This is a genomic window from Mesorhizobium sp. B2-4-14 (assembly GCF_006442155.1).
Lineage (GTDB): Bacteria > Pseudomonadota > Alphaproteobacteria > Rhizobiales > Rhizobiaceae > Mesorhizobium.
Genome location: NZ_VFVA01000002.1, coordinates 299,988 through 320,594, shown reverse-complemented (window position 1 = coordinate 320,594; position 20,607 = coordinate 299,988). Strand labels below are relative to the sequence as shown.

The following is a 20,607-nucleotide window of genomic DNA, read 5'->3' as shown; positions in this document are numbered from 1 at the left end:
GATGGGTAAATTTTGGTGCCCGGCCGGGATTTGTTCTGTATGCCTTCGCATGATGAATGGCAGGCACTGAGCATGGAAAAGGTTCTTCTGGTAGACGATGACGTCGAACTTACCACCCTCCTCAAGGAATATCTTGTCGAGGAAGGCTTCGAGGTGTCGACCGCTGACGACGGTCGCACCGCGATCGGAATGGCCTCCTCGAATTCCGTCGACATCATCGTGCTGGATATTATGATGCCGCACATGAACGGCATTGAACTACTCCAGCGTATCAGGCGCTCGAGCTCCGTGCCTGTACTGATGCTGACCGCAAAGGGCGATGACGCCGATCGGATCGCGGGCCTCAATCTGGGCGCCGACGACTACGTACCGAAGCCATGTTCGCCTGGTGAACTCGCGGCGCGGCTGCGCGCGATCCTGCGCCGGGTGGGCAGAACCGATACCGGAGCGTCCTCCGAAGTAATCCGCGCAGGCAACCTCGTGATGTATCCGGGAAGCAGAACTGCGCAGTGGCTTAGCAAACCGCTCGATCTCACCGGCACGGAGTTCAGCCTGCTCGAGGTGCTCGCCCGCAATGTCGGCCAGCTCGTATCGAAGCAGGAGATTTCCAAGCAGGCCTTCGGCAGGACCCTGACCCCCTTCGATCGCCGCATCGACGTCCACATCAGCAGCGTCCGGCAGAAGCTCGGTGCAAGGGATGACGGTCAGTCCTGGATCCAATCAGTTCGGGGACAAGGCTACCAGCTTCTGCAGGGCCGCTAATGCGGCGCCTGTTCTGGAAGTTCTTTACCATCATCTGGCTGACCATGGCGGCATCGATCGCGGTGCTGTTCGCGGCTTCGGCTCTGTTTCATCTCCTGCCGATGTCACGCGAGATCGAGCGTGGGCAGCAGCTGTTTGCGCTCGATATGGCTTCGCGGCTGCTGGCGCACAATGGTAAAGGCGCTGTTATGGCGTTTGGGTTGGAAGCGGCAAAGGCCGACCCTCCGATCAATCTGACGATCTCCGAGGTCCCGTCCCCTGGAGATTGTCCGGCCGAGACAACCGAGAACGTACGAAGCGTTGAAAGCGGCGGCACCTGTTATCGTGTTGTGCTTCATAGCCAAGGGCCGGGCCTCGTCTTGGAGACCTGGACGAGGATAGCGCCTTGGCTGTCCGCTCTGTTAGCGGCTGCGGTCGCGGCGTACTGGCTGGCGCGGTATCTCATTCGGCCTGTTGGGCATCTTCGCAGTGGTCTGGCTGCGCTCGCCAGTGGCCGCTTCGACATTCGCATCGGAGACAGGATGGATGGGCGCAAGGACGAGGTTGCCGCGCTCGCGCACGATTTCGATGCGAGCGCCGCTCGCCTGGAGGAACTTCAGAGAAGCCAGCAGCGTCTCTTCCACGACGTGTCGCACGAGCTTCGCTCGCCCTTGTCACGTCTTCAGGCTGCAATCGGCGTCCTGCAGCAGAATCCGGCCAAGCTCGATGTCATGATGGAGCGCATGATCCGCGAGGTCGAGCGCATCGACGGGCTGGTCGGTGAGATCCTCACGCTTGCCCGGCTGACCGATCGGTCGCAGGAAGGGCTCGAACTGCAGACTCTCGACGTCATCGATCTGCTTAACGATATCGTCAGCGACGCAGCGTTCGAAGCCCAAGCGCGCGGCATCCGCGTGCTTCACGAGGGCGCGGAGACATTTGTAGCAGAGGTCAATGGAGAGCTGATCTATCGGGCCTTGGAGAACGTAATTCGCAATGCCGTCAAATACACGTCCGACTGCTCGCAGGTTTCTGTTCGCTCGCAGTTAGAGGACAACACGTTGCACATCCTCGTCACAGATCAGGGGCCGGGCGTGGCGCCCTCGGATCTCGACAAGATATTCCAGCCGTTTTCGCGCGGCGAGGATGCCGTTGCACGAAGCGGATACGGTCTCGGTCTCGCCATAACGAAGCAGGCCGTCATGCGGCACGGTGGTCGCGTGGCTGCTTCGATCGCCGAGACCGGTGGTTTGACCGTCGCTCTGGTGATTTCAAGATCCAATAACAGAATTCACCCAAGCAATGGTAGGAGCTAGTGTCCTGATTCTGAAGTCCGGTTCATTCTATGCGTTTGCCTCGAGGGTTCGGACGCAGAAGCGTTGGATGCTGGCCAGGAGGAGCGGCGAGGGCGTTTCGCGAGGCGAGGGCGTAAAGCGGTTCAGCGTTTCACGGATTCGCCGAACCGCTCTAACTATTTGTTTTTACGCAATTCCGGACGGAAAACCGCTGCACTTTTCCTGGAATTGCTCTACGCTTCCGCCAATTCAGCCGGCAAAAGATACGCCCCTGTAGTGCATTCCCACCTGCACGCCGCGGACGATCAGGCGGGACAGGACCTCCATGTCCAGCGGCATCTTCGGGCGCCAGACATCGAGCAGCAGGGCCACGCGCGCCTGATCGGCGTTGTTCATGACTTCGTGCTCGAAAGTGTCGTCCCACAGCATGCACTCGCCGTCGGCTATGCGCCTTTCTTCGTGGTTGATCATCATGATCGTTGCCGGGCGGCCATCTGCCTGCTTCGGGATGACCAGACCGAGATGAAATCGCATGATGCCGCGAAAGGGACCGCGGTGGGGCGGGATGTGCTTGTGCGGGGCCAGGAATGAGACAGCCGCCGATTTGACCTCCGGGCATTCGGACAACAGCCGGCCGAGGGTAGGCATCCGCTCGAGGTTTTCCGGGATCGTCATGTCGTAGGCCTTGAGCACGAACATGCGCCAGTCGAGGCCGTCATTGGCCGAGATTTCGGTTTGCTCAGGCATGATGTCGTGAAAGCGCGGCGCCCTGTTCAACTGCACGGCAAGCGCTTCGTCGCGGATGCCCTGCCAGGCGGCAACGAACTTCGTCGCGTTCGGAAAATGGCTATCGGTATCAAGAATGGGCGGGGCGTCTATGCGCTTTTCATAGATACAACGAACGAGATCGGTTCCAAGATTGTAGACGTTCGACATCGCATTACCTCGACACGGTCATATATAATCAGCGATTGCTTTCCGGCTATTACTCACAGAGATTGTTGAAGCGTTGAACGCCGGACAGACACCGCGGCCCGCATGTCACTCCGTTGTCGAAGCCAGCCGCGGGCCGGTGCTGGCATCGACGATTTCGGGGTTTGTTGTGTCGATGGCGCCGTCCCAGCCGCCGCCGAGCGCCTTGTTGAGCGCGATATAGTCCCGCGGCCTCCCGGTCCCCACGGCGGGATATGACGTATGCGATCCTGCGGTCATGATTCCATCGGGCGGGCGCGAAACCGGAAGCGACAGGCGATAGGCGGCAAAGCTCAGCCGGATCGCGCCCTTGAGCGTGTCGGCCGGCAGGGCCGGCGGCGTGGCGCGCCGCGCGACGGAGAAGGTCGGGCCCGCGCAAGCGATCAGCCGCAACAACATGAGGGCTTCCCACATTGTGGCGCCTCCATTCTTGATTGAAACGATCGGATGGCGAGATGAGCCCGCCATCCGGGGCCGGTCGGCTCGTGAACGGGTAGGTCAACGGGCCGGCCGGCGCAGCCGGTCAGAGTTGCTCGCCATTCCGGGGTGGCGGGAGCTGTCCGCCATGGTCGGGCAGATCTCCGGGGCCGGCTGCACCGTCCGGCGGATTGCCCCAGGGACCGGGGGGTGGTCCGTGCGGCCGATCCGCCGAAGCGAGGATTTCGAGCTGTTCGGGCGTCAGCTTGGTGCGCAGTGTGGCGATCGCATCCTTCAGCTTGGCGGCGGATGCGGCGCGTTTGGTGACCTCGTCGGCCAGCCTTTCCTGGAAGGCGAAGGGATCGCGCTTTGCCTGATCGCCAGGACCGGCTTGCCCGGCATCGCGACCATCGGGACCGCCCGGGCCGAAATCCGGCCGCGGCGGCGGCGCCAGCACCGCCTGCAGGGCGCTGGTGTAGTCGCGCCAGGCGTCGAGCTGATCGGAGCGGATGCCGATGCGCGTCTCCAGCACCGAAAGCCGGGCCGCAAGCAGTTCCGGCGGCGGACCCATGCGGCGGAAGCCGAAGCCTTCCGGTCCCTGCCGCATCGGCCCATGTGGGCCATCCCAGGGCATCGGACCGTGGTTGTCGCCGTCAGGCCGCGCCATCATCGGCGGCTGATCGTCCGGCGCGCCGAATCCGGGCTGCGCGGCCAGCGCCGGGTGAATGGCGGCGACCGAGAACAGGCCGAGCGCAAGTAGTCTGCTTCGCATGATGTTTTCCTTTCTCTCATGCTTCGGACGGCAGGAGGATAGGCAGCGTCTTTTGCCGCATTGCTTCGGCGCGTTGCCAAAGGTTGCCAGAAGAAGGAGATTTGTTTCCGAATGTTTCTGTTTGCCCGCCGGCAACATTCGGTTGCAATTTTCCGTGCCGCTTGCCCCTGGCAGCCCTTATTATGAGCAGCGAACAGGCAACCGGGCGATCATGCAGGCACAACCCCATATCCTTGTCGTCGACGACGACCGCGAGATCAGGACGCTGCTCGGGCGCTATCTCGACGGCCAGGGCTTTCGCGTCTCGGTGGCGGTCGACCGGCGGGAGTGCGAGCAGAAGCTTGGCTCCGGCCAGTTCGACGTGATCGTGCTCGACGTCATGCTGCCCGATGGCTCCGGCCTCGATATCTGCCGGGCGCTGCGCGACCGCAAGCCGCATATCCCGGTCATTTTGCTGACGGCGCTGAAGGAGGACGTGGACCGCATCATCGGGCTGGAGCTCGGCGCCGACGACTATCTCGGCAAGCCGTTCAACCCGCGCGAGCTCTCGGCCCGCATCCGCGCCGTGCTTCGGCGCTCGGCGCCGGAAGAGGCCGCGCCGCCGCGCGTGCGCGTCTACCATTTCGCCGGCTACAGGCTGGAGCCGGATACCCGTAAGGTGATGGATGCCGAAGGTGGGCTCGTCGATCTCACCGGCGCCGAGTTCGACCTCTTGCAGGTTTTCCTCGACCGCCCCGGCCGGCTTTTGTCGCGCGACCAGCTGCTCGACCTGACGCAAGGCCGCGAGCGCGACCCGCTCGAGCGTTCCGTCGACGTGCTGATGAGCCGGCTGCGCAGGAAGTTTGCCGAAGCGGGCGAGGAGGCGCTGTTCAAGACCGTGCGCAATGGCGGTTACCAGTTCACCGCGCGCGTCGAGACGGTGGAGAGCCAGGCGTGAACTCGCTGCGCCGGCGGCTGATCATCCTGCTGGTGGTTTCGATCGTCGGCGTCGTCGGCCTTGCCACCGCCGTCGCGATCAAGGTGCTGGGTGGGCCGTCCCCCGAGCTGATCATGCGGCCGGTCGCCCGTCAGATCCAGTTCATGGTGCAGCTTGTGCCCGGCCATGTGCCGGGCGCGGGCGATGCTCCAGTTCAGCTCAGCGACCATCCGGCGGACGGGCTTGAGGATCGCAAGCACACGCGGGTGCTCAACGACATCCTGCATGGCGACGGCCTCGATGTTTCGGCCGTGGTCAGTCGCACGATCGGCAAACGCGGCATGGTCGCGTCCGTCGCGCTGCCCGGCAATCGCTGGATGATCGTGGATGTCACCAATTACGATCCGCCACGCGACGTCTGGCTCGTGCTGGCGGGCTGGATGGTGCTGATCGTGCTCGGCGCCACCGCAGTGTCGGTCTATTTCACCGCCGTGCTGGTGCGGCCTCTGGAAATCCTGGAGGCCGCCGTCAGCAAGATCGGCTCGGATGGCGTGCTGGCGGAGGTGCCGGAAGAGGGATCGGCCGAGGTCAGGGTAACGGCGCAGGCGCTCAACCAGCTATCAGCCAGGCTGAAGACGGCGATGGAAAGCCGCATGCGGCTGGTCGCGGCCGCCGGCCACGACCTGAGGACACCGATGACCAGGATGCGGCTGCGCGCCGAATTCCTCGACGAGGATCGCGACAAATGGCTTCACGACCTCGACGAACTCGACCGCATAGCTGACAGCGCCATCCGCTTGGTGCGCGAGGAGGTGAACCAGGACGCGGTCGACTCGGTCGAACTCGACGGGCTGGTCCGCGATATCGAAACCGAGATGGTCTCGCTTGGCCATGCGGTGTCGGTCGACCATCTGGACAAGGTCTCGGTCAAGGCGGGCGCGCTCGGCCTTCGCCGCGCGCTGCGCAACCTGATCGTCAACGCCGCGACGCATGGCAAAAGCTGCAGCATCTCGCTCGCCGGTAAGGGCGGCCGCGCGGTTCTCACCATCGCCGACCGGGGCCCCGGCATCCCGCCGGACCTCCTGAACAAGGCGTTCGAGCCGTTCTTCCGCGTCGATCCGGCGCGCGCGCAGTCCATTCGGGGCGCCGGGCTTGGCTTGGCGATCGCCAAGGAGATCATCGAGCGCTACGGCGGGAGCATCAGGCTGGAGAACAGGCCGGGGGGAGGCCTGGTTCAGACGGTGGTGTTTGGAGCGGAACGGACGCCGGTCACTTGACCTTTTCAATCACCGGGGCCTGCGGCTGGTCAGTTGCCGGGGTCGGCGTGCAATCCTGGCCCTTGCACTCCTGGACTGGGTTCTCGGCCGGGGGCAGGCAATTTCGGCCCGCGCAATGAACCGGCGGCTGCTCCGGCGCTTTTTCACCACTCGGCGGAGCAGGCTGATCCTCAGCGCGAACGGCCGACGATCCTGCCAGGCTGATCATGGCGGTGCACAAGAGCGCCATCCGAAGCAAATTCATTGCCGCCTCCATGGCTGAAAGCGGGCGGAACTTTACACTTCTGAGCAGGGGCCGACATACTTGTCACCGCGAACGACGTTAACAGGGTATTTCCGAGCACGCGGGCGCGCCAACCAACGAGGATGCGGCTGCGCGCCGCTTGGCGATTCCAGTGTCCTGATTCTGAAGTCCGGTTGGGTTCGGACGCAGAAGCGTTGGATGCTGGCCAGGATGTCGTCGGCGGTCTTGGTCCAGCGGAAGGGTTTCGATTCGGCGTTGTTGGCCTCGATGAAAGCGTTGATTGCCTTCGAGTCCGGCGACCGAGCGGAATACCCCTCGCTTGAAGGCGCGCTCCGTCAGCAGCGCGAAGAAACGTTCGATCTGGCTGATCCATGACGCCGATGTCGGCGTGAAGTGTATATATGCCAGCGACGCCGTATAGATCACCCGTGAACGCAACAAGACACTCAAGGGGTCGACACCACCAAAAGTGTCCCGGCATTAGCGAAACTGGTGTCCAGGAATTAGCGAACGCCTGGGAGTGCGCCCCTCGACTGAGACACAGAAAATGGCGGACAGTTTCCCCGGAAGATCAGGAAAACTGTGCATGGGAGGGTGGCTCAAACGAAGCAGCCCCGAGCGAAGCCAGTGAGGTTCGCCGTCTCACTTATAGATGTAGCCGACAGAACCGTAGTATTGCCCTTGAGGGACTTGAGCAGGTAGCGACCCATTATATATCCTGTTCACTCGGCCGAGAAAATTTGCGGCTTTGTCGCCGGCGGGATTGAAATTGTCGTCAGGCTTTGCAAGTTCGTTACGCGCCGTCGGACGCACAAGATAGGGCGTGACGATGATGACAAGCTCAGATTCGTCGCGAACGAAATCGCGACTGCGAAACAAGGTGCCCAGCACCGGAATTTTGGATAGCCCTGGCAGCCCGCTAGCCGCTTGGCGGACATTGTCCTGCACCAGTCCCGCGATCATCATCGAGCCACCCGACGGAAGCTCTACCGTCGTGTCGGCAAGCCGCTGGCGAAGAGAGAGAATATTTGTAGCCGGAGTGCTGGAGCTGCTGGACTGGGTGACCGAGCCCGACACTGTGGGTTCGGAAACGGATGTTCTTATCTTGAGGCTGATGCGACCGGCTGAAAGCACGACCGGTTGAAATTCGAGGCCGATCCCGTATTCGATCTGATTAATCGAATACTGTAATTTCCCGGTCTGGTTGTCATCCGAGGTGGCCGAAGAAACACCTGTTACCATATTGTAATTTCCGCCGACCTTGAACGTCGCCTTCTCACCCGAAACCGCGGTTAGGGTTGGTTCGGCCAGCGTTTTCATGACGCCAGCTTCCTCCATGGCGTTGAGATATGCTTCGATCGACGTCGACCCAACGCTGCTTGCCACGCTCAGTCCTGAATCGGATATTTGCTTGCCGAGACCCGTGACTGTCTGACTAAGCGCACTCCACGAAACGCCGTTCGAAGAACCCGAGGCTACAAGGTTCATCGAGAGTTGCTTCATAACAGACCGGCTGACCTCCGCGACCGTGACTTTCAGCGTCACTTGGTCCTCGCCTACAATTTTCAAAAGATTGATGATCGTGCTCTTCTGGCGGGCAGAATCCGGATTGTTGATAGCAACGCCAGACGACGCTGAGCCGCCTGCGGCCGTCTGCGAATATTGACCGGTGGTGGCCTCGCCACCAGCTACCAAAGCGGAAGCGAGTTCGACCGCCCGTTTTGCATCGATTGGCGTCTCGACGGAACCCGTCAATATGACATTGTCATTCAGAAGCTCGACCTTGATATCCGAGCCCGGGACAAGACGTCTGAGGTAATCCTCCAACCCTGTCACATCACGCTCGACCTGGAGATCGAGGCTGGCAAGTGGTTTGCCGTCCTTGTCAAATACGAAGATATTGGTTTGGCCGACCTGTTTTCCGAACAGATAGATGCGGCGGGCGGTGCGTGTGACTGCGTCGGCGACGGCCGGATTGGCCACCAGAATGTCGTAGGCATCTTGAGGCAAATCAATAACCACGGACTTATTAAGTCCGAGTTTTACACGTTGGCTCGTGGCGGCAATGTCAACCTTGGTTTGGCTATCTGAAGCGCTTGCGGGAGAGGTTGCCGCGCCTGTACCCCCCATGACAATTAGCGCGAAAATGGCGCAGCCCAGGTGCCCTGTTTTGCCGCTTACAAGCGTGACTTGGTGCGTTGGATGTGTCCGAGGCTGGCCGTGTCGCATTCTTGATCCATTTGGAATGTCAGTTGCTCAACGGGTCGTATCGTTGAAAACGTGGTGAGCTAGCTTTGACAAGGGATTTGCCGTTGAAGTCCGTTGCTTGACTCAAAAAGACCCACTACGCGCCGACGCGACATGACAAAGGCACTTCTGAATTTACGACTTGTTGAACTGTCCATTTGGATAATATGAGCGGAGCCATGGAATCATTGTTGATAAAAGAGACTTGCTATCTAGACTCTGCGTTTATTGTTTGATAAAGATGCTATACGAATTAGGCGTATTAGTGGCCGGATTATTTCTTGATATTTCTAAAACATTTCAAATTGTTTCCGGTAATCCCGGCACAGCGCTGGTGATTTGGACTTCGAGTGGCCGCTCATGGCGGAGAAAACCAGCGAGTCTATAATTCTGTCCCGCCCATGCTCAGCCGAACAGAACTGGGCGATCGAGGTCTTCTGTGATCTTCGAGTTGCTCAGAACGCCCCGGGTATCAGGGGCGGGCGCCGCCATTGGCTGATAAGAGAGTGCATTTCATTGGTTTGTTCTTGTGTCCCCTCGCATGAGCTAAAGACGGCTAAGAAGCGTCCGCCAGTCTGAAATCAGACACTGAGCCAAGAGCAGATTGGCCCGCGGTCGACCCCTTGAGGACTGTTAGGCTTCCTTCCGGCCAAGCGACTTGCGGTCAGGCGCGGCGAACACCGAACTGGCCTCGCTCACAATCGAAACATGATCCCTGGCGGCCTTGCCGGCCGCGGCGCCGTCACCTCGCAGGATTGCGGTCACAATCGCGTCGTGCTCCTGCCAGGACTTCGTCAGCCGTCCGGCAAGCCTGAACTGCGCGCGCCGGAACGGTGCGAGCCGACTGCGCGTGGCTACCGTGAGTTCGCGGATGTGCGTGCTATGGGCGCCACGATAGAGCATTGAGTGGAACTCGGTGTTGAAGTGCTCGTAGTCCTCGTCAGCACCCAGCCGCACCAGTCGCGCCGACGCCTGATGCTCGGCTTCGAGCGCACGGCGTTCGCCGCCGGTCATGCGTTCGGCGGAAAGGCGGGCGCAGATCCCCTCTAATTCGGCCATGCTCTCGAACATCGACGCAAGGTGTTCCTGCGAAACCACGGCGACGATGGCGCCCCGGTTCGGCCGCCTTTCAACCAGTCCCATTGCACTGAGATGGCCTAGCGCCTCGCGCACCGGGGTGCGCGAGACCTCGAACCGGGCGGCGAGGGGCACCTCGTCCAGCTTCTCGCCAGGGCGCAGCGCGCCAGTGACGATGCGGTCGCTGATGGCCCTCACCATTTGATCGACGGTCGTGCCCGACCTGATCAAGCTGCGCTTTCCCGACACGTTCTCCCCGTACAGTCATGTCGCTTGGTCAGAACAACTCGGATGACCCCGAGGTCCTGCAGTCATCGGTACTCATAGCCTTATGCCTATAATTTAATCCGTATGTCAAACGGTCTATTTTTTAGGCATAAAGTGCATGCATTTGCCAAGGCTTTGTGCATGAAACGAAGCCACGCCGGTTGAATCTATTAGATAATTTGGTTTTTCCAAGCTGGCATGGAGGTTGCATACACTTTCTCAGCAAGGTGTTAACCGGCTCCGGAAGGGGCTTCATAAAGGGACCATTCAGATGACCGACAAATTCCTGCCGACTCGCCGCGATTTGCTCAAGACCACCGCCACGGGTGTGGCGACTCTCGGTCTCTTCAACGTATCGCCGATGAGCCGGGCCTTTGCCGCAGCGGCCACTGTCGGGTTCATCTATGTCGGCCCGAAGGACGACTACGGCTACAACCAGGCGCATGCCGAAGGGGCGGCGGCGCTGAAGGGCATCGAAGGCATTTCCATTGTCGAAGAGGAGAACGTACCGGAGACGGTCGACGCTCAGAAGACAATGGAATCGATGATCAACCTCGATGGCGCCTCGCTGGTCTTCCCCACATCGTTCGGCTATTTCGACCCGCACATGCTGGCCATGTGCGCAAAATTCCCCGGCGTCCAGTTCCGCCATTGCGGCGGCATGTGGGACAAAGCCAAGCACCCGATGAACGCAGGCTCCTATTTCGGCTATATCGGCATGGGTCAGTATCTCAACGGCGTCGTCGCCGGCCACACCACGAAGTCAAAGAAGCTCGGCTTCGTCGCCGCCAAGCCGATCCCCCAGGTGCTTCTCAATATCAACTCCTTCCTGCTTGGCGCTCACTCAGTCGACCCGACCATCACCTGCCAGGTCATCTTCACCGGCGAATGGTCGCTGGCGGTCAAGGAGGCGGAGGCCACCAACGCGCTGGTCGACCAGGGCATCGATGTGGTCACCTGCCATGTCGACAGCCCGAAAGTGGTGGTGGAGACGGCCGCCGGGCGCGGCGCCTTCGTCTGCGGCTACCACGCCAACCAAAGCCCGCTGGCGCCCGAAAAATACCTCACCGGCGCCGAGTGGAACTGGGCCAACGTCTACAAGATGTTTGTCGATGACCTGCTGGCCGGCAAGCCGCTGCCCAACTTTACCCGCGGTGGCCTGGCCGACGGCTTTGTCAAGATGAGTCCGCTCGGCCCCGCCGTCGGCGAGCCGGCGCGCAAGCAGTTCGACGCCACGCTGGCGGAAATGATGAAGGGCGGCTTCGCCGTCATCAAGGGGCCGCTGAAGAGCAACAAGGGCGCCGTCATCGCCACCGAAGGCCAGGCCTTTCCCGAGACCGCCATCGAACTCGAAAGCATGGATTATCTGGTCGACGGAGTCGTCGGCTCCATCGCTTGATCCAGCCGGACGGAGACGAGGTCATGGCAGAGACGGTCAGCAACGCGGACGTGCCGATGTTTGGCGTTAAGGGCTATCCGGCGGCACTCGAATGGGTCGCCCGCCGGGCCGAGGCCTTCGTCATTCCGGTTACCGCGCTGATCGTAGGCATGGCGATCTTCAGCCTGTTCATCCTGGCGGTCGGCAAGTCGCCGGTGCAACTCTACGAGGTGACGTGGCGCGGCGGCTTCGGGTCCTGGTTCTCGATCCAGAACTCGCTGTCACGCGCGGCCCCTCTATTGCTCGCCGCGCTCTGCGTGGCGCTGCCGGCCAGGCTCGGCCTCGTCGTCATCGGAGGCGAAGGGGCGATCGTACTCGGCGGCGTCGCTGCCGCCGCAATAGGCGTGGCGCTTAACGGTGCCCCCTACGTCGTCGTCATTCCAGCCATGGGCGTCGCGGGCATGGCCGCCGGCGGCATCTGGATCGGTGCCGTCGGCGCGCTGCGCCACTATCGTGCTGTCAACGAGACCATTTCGAGCTTGCTGATGGCCTATATCGCCATCGCACTGATGAACCAGCTGGTGGAAGGACCGCTGCGCGACCCGGCCTCGCTCAACAAGCCGTCCACGCAGCCGCTGGCGGAAGCTTACCGCATCGGCAACATTCCCGGCATGGACGTGCATTGGGGTCTGGGCGTCGGCGTCGTCGCCTGCGTGCTGTCATGGGTGCTGATCGAAAAGACCCGCTGGGGTTTTGCCGCCCGCATCGCCGGCGGCAATGTGAAGGCCGCACAGGTGCAAGGGCTTGCCGTCGGGCCGCTGATCGTCGGCTTCACGGCGCTGGCCGGCGGCTTCGCCGGCCTCGCCGGCATGCTCGAGGTCGCCGCGGTGCAAGGCAGCGCCAACGCCTCGCTCGCTGCCGGTTACGGCTACACCGGCATTCTCATCGCCTTCCTCGCCCGCCACAATCCGTTGGCCATCGTCCCCGTCGCTTTCCTGCTCGGCGGCATCGAGGCCTCCGGCGGACTGATCCAGCGGCGCATGGATCTGCCCGACGCAACCGTGCTGGTGCTGCAAGGCATGCTGTTCATCGTCATCCTGTTCAGCGAGACCTTCTACGGCCGCTTCAAGGCATTCAACCCGGATTTGTGGAAGCGGGTGACCTGATGGACGCGACCAACATCGGCCTCTGGGGCGTGCCGCTCGCCATACTCGGCGGCGCCATCCGCGTTTCGACCCCCTTCATCTTCGTGTCGCTGGGCGAAGCCATCACCGAGCGCTCCGGCCGCATCAATCTCGGGCTCGAAGGGACGCTGGTGTTCGGCGCGATGACCGCCTATGCGATCGCGGTGATCACCGGCTCGTCATGGCTTGGCCTGCTGGCCGCCGCCGCCGCCGGCTCGTGCTTCGGCCTGTTCCATGGCTGGATCTGCAAATTTCCCAAGGTCAACGACATCGCTATCGGCATTGCGTTGATGCTGTTCGGCTCGGGTCTCGCCTTCTTCTTCGGCAAGCCGTTCATCCAGCCCAAGGCGCCCAATTTGCCGGCGATCCCCCTTGGCGGCTGGTCCGATATTCCGCAGGTGCAGGCCGCGCTTGACGTCAACGTGCTGTTTCTATTGGGGGCAGTGTTGGCCGCCGTTCTGTGGTGGGCTTTCCGCAACACCCGCGCGGGTTTGATCCTGCGCGTGGTCGGCGACAGTTCCGATGCCGCCCGCGCCATGGGCCTCAATCCTGACACCGTGCGCCTGCTCGCCACCGGCGTCGGTGGCGCGTTCGCCGGCATCGGCGGCGCTTACCTCTCCCTTTACTATCCCGGCAGCTGGACCGAGCGCATTTCCTCCGGACAAGGCCTGATGGCAGTGGCGTTGGTCATCTTCGCGCGCTGGAACCCACTCGGCTGCTTTGCCGCGGCGCTGTTGTTCGGCGGCGCCGGCGCGTTGGGTCCTGCCCTGCAATCGGTCGGCGTCACCCAAGGCTACTACCTGTTCTACGCCGCTCCCTACATCCTCACACTCGTCATCATGATCGCCACCTCCTCGCCCGGTCGCTCGCTGACTGGAGCTCCCGGCGAACTGTCGATCACAAAGTGACCGGAGCTTTCGCATGAATGCGCACGCCGAAATCGCCCAGCACTATATCGACGCCGATCCTTACCCATGGCCCTACAATGGCGATCTTCGTCCGGAAAACACCGCCCTGATCATCATCGACATGCAGACCGATTTCTGCGGGCCGGGCGGCTATGTCGACCATATGGGCTACGACCTCTCGGTCGTGCGGGCTCCGATCGAGCCGATCAAGTCGGTGCTGTCAGCCATGCGGGCCAAGGGCTACACCGTCATCCACACGCGCGAAGGCCACCGGCCCGACCTCGCCGACCTGCCGGCCAACAAACGCTGGCGCTCACGCCGCATCAATGCCGGCATCGGCGATGTCGGTCCGTGCGGCCGCATCCTGGTGCGCGGGGAGCCGGGCTGGGACATCATCCCCGACCTCTATCCCATCGAAGGCGAGCCGATCATCGACAAGCCCGGAAAAGGTTCGTTCTGTGCTACCGACCTGGAGCTGATCCTCAACCAGCGCCGGATCGAGAATATCGTGCTCACCGGCATCACCACCGATGTCTGCGTGCACACGACAATGCGCGAAGCCAACGACCGCGGCTTCGAATGCGTGATGCTGGAGGATTGCTGCGGCGCAACCGACCACGGCAACCACCTGGCGGCGATCAAGATGATCAAGATGCAGGGCGGCGTGTTCGGCGCGGTTTCGAATTCGAAGTCCTTCGTGGCGCAACTGCCATGAGGTCCCGCCATGAGTGACAGCGGTAAGAAAGCGGTCGGCGTCGAGACCATCGGCATGACGATGCGCTTCGGCGCCTTCACCGCGCTTGATAGCGTATCGATCAAGGTGTCTGCCGGATCGTTCCATGGGCTGCTTGGCGAAAACGGCGCCGGCAAGTCGACGCTGGTCAAATGCATGATGGGTTTTTACCACCCGACATCGGGCGACATCCTCGTCGACGGGCGCGAGGTGACGATCGCCAGCGCGCGCGACGCCTCAGCGCTCGGCCTCGGCATGGTCTACCAACATTTCACGCTGGTGCCGTCGCTGACGGGGGCGGAAAACCTGGTGATCTCGCGCGAGAATGTTCCCGGCATCATTGACTGGCGCCAGGAACGCGCCGACCTCGCCGACTTCATGGAGCGCATGCCGTTCAAACTACCGCTCGATGTGAAGGTCGCCGAACTTGCCGCGGGCGAAAAGCAGAAGCTCGAAATCATCAAGCAGCTCTATCTCGGCCGCAATTTCCTGGTCCTGGACGAGCCAACCTCGGTGCTGACGCCTGGCGAGGCGCAGGAAGTGCTTGGCCTTGTGCGTGGCATGACCAAGGCCGGCAATCTCACCGTGCTGATGATCTCGCACAAATTCCACGAGGTGACCGCGTTCGCCGACGATGTCAGCGTGCTGCGCAAGGGCAAGCTGACCGGCACCGGCCGGGTCGCCGATCTCGACCACAAGGCGATGGCGGCGATGATGATCGGCAACCAGCCGATCACCGCACTCGACAGCCGCGCGGCAACCGAAATGGACGCGGATACCGTGCTCAAGGTGACCTCGCTGAAAGCGCCCGACCGCACAGGCCTGAAATCGATCCGCATCGACGATCTCGGTGTCCGCTCGGGCGAGATCGTTGGCATCGCCGGCATTTCCGGCAATGGCCAGAAGGAATTTCTCGAAGTGCTTGCCGGGCAGCGCCCACGCGATGGTGGCGCGGTTCTGGTCAAGGGCTCGCCCTACGCGTCGAGCCGCACCGAGGCACGCACGTTGAATGTGCGTCTCATTCCGGAAGAGCCGCTGAAGAATGCCTGCGCCCCGAAGATGACGGTGGCCGAGAACATTGCCTTTCGCACCTTCGACATCGACGGCAACGGCAAGCCGGTGAACTGGATCAGCACCAGCGGCATCAGAAGTTTCGCTGCGAGCCTGGTCGAGCAGTTCAAGGTCAAAACGGCGTCGCTGGCGTCGCCGATCTCGTCGCTTTCCGGCGGCAATGTCCAGCGCGCGGTGCTAGCCCGCGAACTGACCGGCAAGGTCGATCTGCTGATCGTCTCCAACCCTTGCTTCGGCCTCGACTTTTCCGCCGTAGCCGAAATTCGGGCGCGGATCATGCGCGCGCGCAATTCCGGCGCCGCGGTGCTTTTGATGTCCGAGGATCTCGACGAATTGCTTGAGCTCTCCGACCGCATCTTCGTCATGTCGGATGGGGCGCTGGTCTACGAGACACCGATCGCGAAGGCCAGCGTCCAGACCATCGGCGAGCATATGGCAGGACATCACTGATGGCGGAAATTGACGCTCTCCCCTTCGCCTTTGTTTTCAGGCCGGACACGATGGCACTAGTAGTGATCGACATGCAGCGCGATTTTGCCGAGCCGGGCGGCTTCGGTGCCAGCCTGGGCAACGATGTCGGGCGCATCACCGCCATCGTTCCGACGGTGAAGAAGCTTATCGAAGGATTTCGTTCCGCCGGCCTGCCGGTGATCCATACGATGGAATGCCACCGACCGGATCTTTCCGACCTGCCGCCGGCCAAGCGCAATCGGGGCAACCCGTCGATCCGCATCGGTGATGTCGGTCCGATGGGACGGGTGCTGATCGCGGGCGAGCCGGGTACGGCAATCCTGGACGAGTTGGCGCCGTTGCCCGGCGAGACCGTCATCGAAAAGCCCGGCAAAGGCGCCTTTTATGCGACCAGCTTCGGCGACGATCTCAAGCGGCTCGGCGCGCAACAGCTCGTCTTTGCCGGCGTCACCACCGAGGTCTGCGTGCAGACGACGATGCGCGAAGCCAACGACCGCGGCTATGAATGCCTGCTGGCCGAGGATGCCACTGAAAGCTATTTCCCCGAATTCAAGGCGGCAGCGCTCGCCATGATCCGGGCGCAAGGTGCCATTGTCGGCTGGACGGCGACGACCGACCAAGTACTCGAGAGAATTGCCAATGGCTAATCTGAGTTTTGCCGGTCTCCTTGGTGGGGGTTGGCGCGACCTGGCGTTCGAGCATTTTCGCGAAGGCATCACCGTACATTGGCTGCTGAAGGGCGGCCCGGTAGAGCCCTCCGTAGCGGTCCTGAAATACCAGCCCGGCGCCGGCGTGCCACGCCATCGCCACGTCGGGCTGGAGACCATTGTCGTGCTGGAGGGCACGCAAAGCGACGAGAATGGCGATTATGCCGCCGGGTGCGTCATCCTCAATCCGGTCGGCACCGAGCATTCGGTGTGGACGGAAAACGGATGCGTCGTGCTGATCCAGTGGGATCTGCCGGTAATCATTCTGGGGGAAGGACAATGAGCGACATTCGCTTCGATCTCGGCAGCCTGCACACCGCCTATGCGGCGGGCCTGCCCGTGTCAGCCATGATTGACGTGGTGTTCGAGCGCATCGCCCAAGCCTCGGACCCCGGGATCTTCATCCACCTTGCCGGCAGGGCTGACCTGCTTGCGCAGGCGGTCGCGCTCGGGCCCTTCGATCCCATCACGAAGCCGCTGTGGGGGATACCCTTCGCGGTCAAGGACAATATCGACGTCGCCGCCATGCCGACCACGGCGGCCTGCGCCGAATATGCCTATACGCCGCAAAGGGACGCGACGGTGGTTGCCCGGCTGAAAGCGGCCGGAGCATTGGTGATTGGCAAGACCAATCTCGACCAGTTCGCCACCGGTCTCGTTGGCGTGCGCTCGCCCTACTCTATCCCGAAGAACGCCATCGACCCGAAACTGGTGCCTGGCGGATCATCGTCCGGTTCGGCCGTCGCCACGGCACGCGGCATCGTCTCGTTCGCGCTTGGCACCGACACCGCCGGCTCCGGCCGCATCCCGGCCGGCCTCAACAACATCGTTGGGTTGAAGCCTACGGTCGGCGCCCTGTCGACCGCCGGCGTGGTGCCGGCCTGCCGCACGCTCGATTGCATCTCGGTTTTCGCGCTCACCGTCGACGATGCCTACACGGTGTTCAGGGTCGCCGCCGCCAAGGACGAGGCCGATGCTTATTCGCGCGCTATCGCCGCGCCGCCGCTCGCCGCCCGACCGCCGGTGCTGACCGTCGGCGTTCCGGCTGGAAACGACCTCAAATTTTTTGGCGACGATGCAATGCAGGCCGGTTTTGCCGCCGCACTCTCGATGTTGGAGACGCTCGGCTGCAAACTGGTGGAAATTCCCTTCCGCGATTTCTACGCCACCGCCAACCTGCTTTATGAAGGCGCCTGGGTGGCCGAGCGCTATGCAGCGATCCGGGATTTCATGGACGCCAACGAAGAGTCAATGCATCCGGTGACGCGGCAAATCATCGGTGGCGCACGCAAGCTGTCGGCGGCCGACGTCTTCGAGGGACTTTACGCTTTGGAGGCTTACAAGGCAAAGCTCGCGCCCGTCATTGCGTCAGTCGACCTGTTCTGCGTGCCGACAGCGCCGACGCATTACACAGTCGACGCCGTGCTCGCCGATCCGATCGTCACCAACAGCCGGCTCGGCACCTACACCAACTTCGTCAACCTGCTCGACATGTGCGGCATCGCCGTGCCCACCGGCACGCGCGGCGATGGCCTACCGATGAGCGTAACTCTGCTGGCGACCGCCGAGCGAGACGGTCTCGTCGCATACCTCGCATGCGATCTTCATGCCGCAAGTGGTCTTACCCTTGGCGCGACCGGCTGGCAGCAGTTGAATTTCCAGCCCAAAGCTGGACCGACCGAAGATGGCACAATCGAACTAGTGGTGGTCGGCGCGCACCTCTCGGGGATGCCGCTCAATAACCAGCTCAAATTTGCCGGTGCGCGTTTCTCAAGGGCCACGAGGACGTCGCCTATCTACAGGCTTTATGAGCTTGCTGACCAAACCCCGCCTAAGCCCGGCTTGCTTCGGATCGACAGCGGCGGCGCGGCTATCGAGGTCGAGGTCTGGCGGCTTTCCGCTGACGCCTTCGGCCGCTTCGTTGCCGCCATTCCGCCCCCGCTTGGCATCGGCACCATCGAGCTCGCCGACGGCACGTCGGCAAAGGGTTTTCTAGCAGAGACTGCGGGGCTGTCGATGGCTAGAGATATCTCTACATATGGCAGCTGGCGCCGCTTTGTCAGTGCGGCAAGTCCATCCGACTCAGCCTCGGGAGCTGCATAGGCGTGGAAGCCGGCGGCCAATATGCTTAACAGATGCTGTCTCCAGAGCGGATAACGCCCGTACTTGGGGATCCTAATTCGACCATGGGACTTTACCCGCGGCCGCGCCCACCGGCCGTTAATTCTATTAACGCCATGCCGGCCAAACGGATCAGCCATCATGCTCTGGACCAATGGCCAAAGCGACGGGGGCTGCTGCAATACGCAAACCCGCCTCTCTCTCTCACATATGGGCTCAAGCTTGCCATCTTTGATGCGCATCTGCATTCTCGCCGGCTGGCCGGAAGGAAACCGGCAACACGATCTGCGCGATAGTCATTCAGAATTGTGGTATGATTCGTGACATGGGCAAGAAGGCGAAGCTCAAGGCAAAGCAGGCTATCATTGCACTACCGTTGGATGAAGAGGTTCAAACGGAAGCCGCTTACTATGCCCGCAAGTGCGGCATTACCCCAGAAGAAGCCTTGCTGATAATCGAAGCGGCCAACCGCCCGGACGGCGCTGCGGCTTGACAGCCTGGAGCTTTACGCTGGTGCAAGCAGCGACCTTGTGACTAGGGTTAAGCTCGCCTCAAAGACGCACTGCCCGGTCTCGTCGCGTACCCACACCGCGAAATCGTTGAGGTCTGTCGGCAGGGGATGCTCTGCCACGATTGAAAGCAGCAGGCGCTTCGCCTCCTCGCGCATATCAGAAGGGCTTATGTCGACGCCCAGATCGTCACGCGTGATTTGGCCGTTCTCGATTGTGTCGAAGAACAAGATGTCGGCGACCTCGATCGAGGCGCGCACGGCTCAGATGTCGGGCGAGCCCTCTCCCGGCTTGAACAGCCCGAGCTTGTCGAGCGGGCTCGTCACGGCACGCACTGTCCGGGTCGCCACCTTCGCGTAAAGGGCGGTGTTGTTGAGCTTGGCATGCCCGAGAGGACCTGGATGATGCGGATGTGGTGCCGTCCTCCAGCAGGTGGGTGGCGAAGCTATGGCGCAGCGTGTGCGGCCCGACCCGCTTGGCGATGTCAGCGGCCTCGGCCGCCTCGACGACGATGCGATAGAGCTGCCGCGTGCTGATCGGCTTCATCGCGTGCTGCCCGGGAAACAACCAGCCGTCGCGGTGCATCACGCCCTGCTGACGGCCGACCTTCCACCACTCACGCAGAAGCGTGAGCAGGTCCTCCGAGAGCATGGAGCGGGTCTCGTTCACATACGCAAAGATCCTTGTCGCCTTTGCGCCGCGTGCGCTGCTGGTCGAGGGCTTCTATCCGGCGATGGTTGCTAACCTGTCTGAAGATCAACTGGATGCGATGACGCCGGAACTTGGCAGGCTAAGCAGTGAGTTTCTGAGCGCTGTGGAGCGATGTGGCACTGTGAGTCTGGAACTATTGGCAGCCGGCCGCTATTTTGACCGGCTGATGGACAATTCCAAGATGGTGCGCTGCCTGGCCCACAATCTCCCGGGCCAATTTGAAGAGTTTCACAGCTTGTCGATGCCCGCTCCCAAATAAGTGAATTGCTACAACCATGATACGTCCTGCCAGTCGCACGGCTCATGACGGCTGAATTGCGAAGCGACGGCAGTTTTGCGCCCGTCTGCCGCCATTCAGGCAGAGTTCGCCTTTGCCAGAAATCGGACATGACGGCGAGCGCGAGCTGAAGTCAGCTTTGCGCCCCCACGTCAGTCATTGAGACGCATCTGCCTTGGCTTAGAAGCTGTGACCATCGCAAGGGCGAAGACCGAGATCCAGCACCGGATGCCATTGAGGTTGCTTGACCGTTCAAGTTCAGGCACGTTGTGGGCGACCGGTGCAAGGGGGCGCACTGGAAGCCAACTAATC

At 61.9% G+C, this 20,607-nt stretch carries 20 protein-coding genes and 2 pseudogenes; 14 read left to right on the top strand and 8 right to left on the bottom strand.

Annotated features, from left to right (window positions below; all coding sequences use genetic code 11):
* The first annotated feature begins 72 nt into the window (after positions 1-72).
* Together FJ938_RS03215 and FJ938_RS03210 are read left to right on the top strand one after the other, a co-directional pair.
* Positions 73-762, top strand: a complete 690-nt coding sequence (locus FJ938_RS03215) for a response regulator transcription factor (RefSeq protein WP_140690973.1) — start codon at positions 73-75, stop codon at positions 760-762.
* Positions 762-2,057: a HAMP domain-containing sensor histidine kinase gene (locus tag FJ938_RS03210; protein WP_140690971.1), complete on the top strand. Its 1,296-nt coding sequence runs from the start codon at positions 762-764 to the stop codon at positions 2,055-2,057. Before FJ938_RS03215 ends, FJ938_RS03210 begins: the two co-directional genes overlap by 1 nt.
* 228 nt (positions 2,058-2,285) lie before the next feature.
* On the opposite strand, the gene FJ938_RS03205 is transcribed toward FJ938_RS03210, so the two are convergent.
* From FJ938_RS03205 to FJ938_RS03195, 3 genes are all read right to left on the bottom strand, one after another.
* Positions 2,286-2,972: an aspartyl/asparaginyl beta-hydroxylase domain-containing protein gene (locus tag FJ938_RS03205; RefSeq protein WP_140690970.1), complete on the bottom strand. Its 687-nt coding sequence runs from the start codon at positions 2,970-2,972 to the stop codon at positions 2,286-2,288.
* 105 nt (positions 2,973-3,077) lie between these two features.
* Positions 3,078-3,422, bottom strand: a complete 345-nt coding sequence (locus FJ938_RS29315; protein ID WP_181168997.1) for a hypothetical protein — start codon at positions 3,420-3,422, stop codon at positions 3,078-3,080.
* A 109-nt stretch (positions 3,423-3,531) separates the two neighbouring features.
* On the bottom strand, positions 3,532-4,197 hold the full coding sequence (locus FJ938_RS03195; RefSeq protein WP_140690967.1) for a hypothetical protein: 666 nt from the start codon (positions 4,195-4,197) through the stop codon (positions 3,532-3,534).
* Positions 4,198-4,408: 211 nt separating this feature from the next.
* Here FJ938_RS03195 and FJ938_RS03190 point away from each other — a divergent pair, with 211 nt between their 5' ends.
* Both FJ938_RS03190 and FJ938_RS03185 read left to right on the top strand, forming a co-directional pair.
* Positions 4,409-5,134 carry a response regulator gene (locus FJ938_RS03190; RefSeq protein ID WP_140690965.1) on the top strand — a complete coding sequence of 242 codons (726 nt, stop codon included), beginning with the start codon at positions 4,409-4,411 and terminating at the stop codon, positions 5,132-5,134.
* The gene (locus FJ938_RS03185; RefSeq protein WP_140690963.1) at positions 5,131-6,390 is read left to right on the top strand and encodes an ATP-binding protein; all 1,260 of its coding nucleotides are present in this window, start codon (positions 5,131-5,133) and stop codon (positions 6,388-6,390) included. The genes FJ938_RS03190 and FJ938_RS03185 overlap by 4 nt, the downstream gene beginning before the upstream one ends.
* A 420-nt stretch (positions 6,391-6,810) precedes the next feature.
* On the opposite strand, the pseudogene FJ938_RS29785 reads toward FJ938_RS03185, so the two are convergent.
* From FJ938_RS29785 to FJ938_RS03170, 3 genes and pseudogenes are all read right to left on the bottom strand, one after another.
* Positions 6,811-7,053: pseudogene (locus FJ938_RS29785) on the bottom strand (IS630 family transposase); the annotation flags it as partial.
* A gap of 223 nt (positions 7,054-7,276) precedes the next feature.
* The gene (locus FJ938_RS03175; RefSeq protein WP_246673146.1) at positions 7,277-8,863 is read right to left on the bottom strand and encodes a type II and III secretion system protein family protein; all 1,587 of its coding nucleotides are present in this window, start codon (positions 8,861-8,863) and stop codon (positions 7,277-7,279) included.
* Positions 8,864-9,514: 651 nt separating this feature from the next.
* Entirely contained in the window at positions 9,515-10,159 is a 645-nt protein-coding gene (locus tag FJ938_RS03170) for a GntR family transcriptional regulator (RefSeq protein WP_140691050.1), read from the bottom strand.
* A 337-nt stretch (positions 10,160-10,496) separates the two neighbouring features.
* On the opposite strand from FJ938_RS03170, the gene FJ938_RS03165 reads away from it, so the two are divergent.
* The 9 genes from FJ938_RS03165 (at position 10,497) to FJ938_RS03125 (ending at position 19,291) form a co-directional block, all read left to right on the top strand.
* Positions 10,497-11,624, top strand: coding sequence for a BMP family ABC transporter substrate-binding protein (locus FJ938_RS03165; protein WP_140690961.1), 1,128 nt, complete (start codon positions 10,497-10,499; stop codon positions 11,622-11,624).
* 56 nt (positions 11,625-11,680) lie between these two features.
* Complete coding sequence (locus FJ938_RS03160; protein ID WP_246673162.1) at positions 11,681-12,769, top strand: ABC transporter permease; 1,089 nt, start codon at positions 11,681-11,683, stop codon at positions 12,767-12,769.
* Entirely contained in the window at positions 12,769-13,695 is a 927-nt protein-coding gene (locus FJ938_RS03155) for an ABC transporter permease (protein ID WP_140690957.1), read from the top strand. The genes FJ938_RS03160 and FJ938_RS03155 overlap by 1 nt, the downstream gene beginning before the upstream one ends.
* Before the next feature lie 13 nt (positions 13,696-13,708).
* Complete coding sequence (locus FJ938_RS03150) at positions 13,709-14,410, top strand: isochorismatase family cysteine hydrolase (RefSeq protein ID WP_140690954.1); 702 nt, start codon at positions 13,709-13,711, stop codon at positions 14,408-14,410.
* 9 nt (positions 14,411-14,419) lie between these two features.
* Positions 14,420-15,949, top strand: a complete 1,530-nt coding sequence (locus FJ938_RS03145; protein WP_140690952.1) for an ABC transporter ATP-binding protein — start codon at positions 14,420-14,422, stop codon at positions 15,947-15,949.
* Positions 15,949-16,617 carry a cysteine hydrolase gene (locus tag FJ938_RS03140; RefSeq protein ID WP_140690950.1) on the top strand — a complete coding sequence of 223 codons (669 nt, stop codon included), beginning with the start codon at positions 15,949-15,951 and terminating at the stop codon, positions 16,615-16,617. Before FJ938_RS03145 ends, FJ938_RS03140 begins: the two co-directional genes overlap by 1 nt.
* Positions 16,610-16,960: a cupin domain-containing protein gene (locus FJ938_RS03135; protein ID WP_140690948.1), complete on the top strand. Its 351-nt coding sequence runs from the start codon at positions 16,610-16,612 to the stop codon at positions 16,958-16,960. Before FJ938_RS03140 ends, FJ938_RS03135 begins: the two co-directional genes overlap by 8 nt.
* A complete protein-coding gene (gene atzF, locus FJ938_RS03130; protein WP_140690946.1) occupies positions 16,957-18,780 on the top strand; it encodes an allophanate hydrolase in 1,824 nt (607 codons plus the stop codon). The genes FJ938_RS03135 and atzF overlap by 4 nt, the downstream gene beginning before the upstream one ends.
* Positions 18,781-19,123: 343 nt before the next feature.
* Positions 19,124-19,291 carry a hypothetical protein gene (locus FJ938_RS03125; RefSeq protein WP_246673145.1) on the top strand — a complete coding sequence of 56 codons (168 nt, stop codon included), beginning with the start codon at positions 19,124-19,126 and terminating at the stop codon, positions 19,289-19,291.
* Between the two features lie 12 nt (positions 19,292-19,303).
* Here FJ938_RS03125 and FJ938_RS03120 read toward each other — a convergent pair whose 3' ends face one another.
* Both FJ938_RS03120 and FJ938_RS03115 read right to left on the bottom strand, forming a co-directional pair.
* Positions 19,304-19,567: a hypothetical protein gene (locus FJ938_RS03120; protein WP_140690943.1), complete on the bottom strand. Its 264-nt coding sequence runs from the start codon at positions 19,565-19,567 to the stop codon at positions 19,304-19,306.
* A gap of 3 nt (positions 19,568-19,570) precedes the next feature.
* A pseudogene (locus tag FJ938_RS03115) lies at positions 19,571-19,961 on the bottom strand (tyrosine-type recombinase/integrase); the annotation flags it as partial.
* Here FJ938_RS03115 and FJ938_RS03110 point away from each other — a divergent pair.
* Positions 19,957-20,277 (top strand): plasmid partitioning protein RepB C-terminal domain-containing protein, encoded by a 321-nt coding sequence (locus FJ938_RS03110; RefSeq protein WP_140690940.1) that lies wholly within the window; start codon positions 19,957-19,959, stop codon positions 20,275-20,277. The pseudogene FJ938_RS03115 and the gene FJ938_RS03110 overlap by 5 nt on opposite strands.
* Positions 20,278-20,607: the final 330 nt, after the last annotated feature.